The following is a 1,817-nucleotide window of genomic DNA, read 5'->3' on the forward strand; positions in this document are numbered from 1 at the left end:
CCCCCCCCCGCCGGTGCCCGTCCGCCACCCGCGGAGGACGGCGGTGCGGTCCCCGGACCCGGGTGCGGGGACCAGGCCCGGGGACCAGCACGCCGCCCTCAGAAGGAGTGCTCCTCCGCCGGGAACCGCCCCGAACGCACCTCCTCGGCGAACTCGGCGGCCGCGCCCCCCAGCACCCCGGCCACGTCCGCGTACCGCTTCACGAACCGGGGCTTCCGACCCTGGTTGAGACCGGCCATGTCCTGCCACACCAGGACCTGGCCGTCGCAGTGCGGTCCGGCACCGATGCCCACGGTCGGCACGGCCAGTTCCTCGGTGATGCGTCGCGCGACATCGGCGGGCACCATCTCGAGGACCACCGCGAACGCCCCGGCCTCCTGGAGCGCCCGCGCGTCCGCCAGCAGCTCCTCGGCGCCGTCGCCCCTGCCCTGCACCCGGTAGCCGCCCAGGCCGTGCTCGCTCTGCGGCGTGAAGCCCAGGTGGCCCATCACCGGGATGCCGGCCGCCACGAGCGCCTCGACCTGGCGGACGAAAGGCCGGCCGCCCTCCAGCTTGACGGCGTGGGCGAGGCCCTCCTTCATCAGGCGGGTCGCGTTGGACATCGCCTGCTCCGGCGAGGCCTGGTAGGTCCCGAACGGCAGGTCCGCCACCACGAGGCTCCTGCTCACCGAGCGGGTGACGGCCCGGACCAGGGGCAGCATCTCCTCCATGCTCACCGGGAGGGAGCTCTCGTACCCGTACACGTTGTTGGCCGCCGAGTCGCCCACCAACAGCACCGGGATACCCGCCTCGTCGAAGATGCGGGCGGTGTACATGTCGTAGGAGGTGAGCATCGGCCAGGTCTCGCCGCGCTCCTTCATCTCCCGCAGGTGGTGGATGCGCACCCGCCGGGTGGGCCTGCTCCTGGCGCCGGCGCCCGTCCCGTACGGCGCGGGCTGCTCCCGCTCCGCCGAATCACGAACAGCAGTCATCGTCGACCGTCCTCCCTCAAGGCCACCACGGGTCCCTGGGTCGTCGCGAAGTGGTTCCCCCGAAGGGTGGCACGGGCGCGCGCCCCCTACGCCCGGGTTGCGAGGGACCTCACAGCGCACGTCGACGCGGTAGGAAGAGGAGGGAAAAAGCCTCGTCCCGGGACGGTCCGTGCGACTAGCCTCGTGTCTCCAGCGGCGGAGCGGGCCCTTCGCCGCGCACGTCAGAGGAGGACACGTGACCCTCGACCGGCAGGCCCCCGCCGAATCGGGCACCGACCGGGAGCTGTTGACGCAGTTCCTCGACTTCCACCGGGCGACCCTGCGGCTCAAGTGCGACGGGCTGACCCCGGTGCAGCTGGCCACCCGCGCCGTCCCGCCCTCGGTGCTGTCCCTGCTGGGGCTGGTCCGCCACCTCGCCGACGTCGAGCGGTACTGGTTCCGCCGCGTCCTCGGCCAGCAGGACCTGCCGGCGCGCTTCTACTCCGCCGCTAACCCCGACGGGGACCTCCTCGACATCACCCCGGAGAACGTCACCGAGGCCGAGGTGGAGCGCGCGTGGGCCGCCTGGCGGGAGGAGGTCGACCACGCCAGGTCCTTGGTCGAGGCGACCGATCTCGACGCGCTCCGCCAGTGCCCGCCCCGGGACGGCCGCCAGGTCTCGCTGCGCTGGGTCCTGGTCCACATGGTGGAGGAGTACGCCCGGCACAACGGTCACGCCGACCTGCTCCGCGAGGCCCTGGACGGCACGGTCGGGGAGTGAGGCGGGCGGCAGGGACCGCCGCCCGCCCTCCCCACCACCCGTACCAGGGGGCCGACCGGGTCAGGACCCGGTCGGCAGCGGCTCCC

At 73.6% G+C, this 1,817-nt stretch carries 2 protein-coding genes; one reads left to right on the forward strand and one right to left on the reverse strand.

Annotated features, from left to right (window positions below; translation table 11 throughout):
* Positions 1-98: 98 nt before the first annotated feature.
* Positions 99-971 carry a 3-methyl-2-oxobutanoate hydroxymethyltransferase gene (gene panB, locus ACTIDRAF_RS0210235; protein ID WP_026065959.1) on the reverse strand — a complete coding sequence of 291 codons (873 nt, stop codon included), beginning with the start codon at positions 969-971 and terminating at the stop codon, positions 99-101.
* A gap of 235 nt (positions 972-1,206) precedes the next feature.
* Here panB and ACTIDRAF_RS0210240 point away from each other — a divergent pair, with 235 nt between their 5' ends.
* Positions 1,207-1,731, forward strand: coding sequence for a DinB family protein (locus ACTIDRAF_RS0210240; RefSeq protein ID WP_016698645.1), 525 nt, complete (start codon positions 1,207-1,209; stop codon positions 1,729-1,731).
* Positions 1,732-1,817 lie beyond the last annotated feature (86 nt).

Source organism: Actinoalloteichus spitiensis RMV-1378 (assembly GCF_000239155.1).
Lineage (GTDB): Bacteria > Actinomycetota > Actinomycetes > Mycobacteriales > Pseudonocardiaceae > Actinoalloteichus_B > Actinoalloteichus_B spitiensis.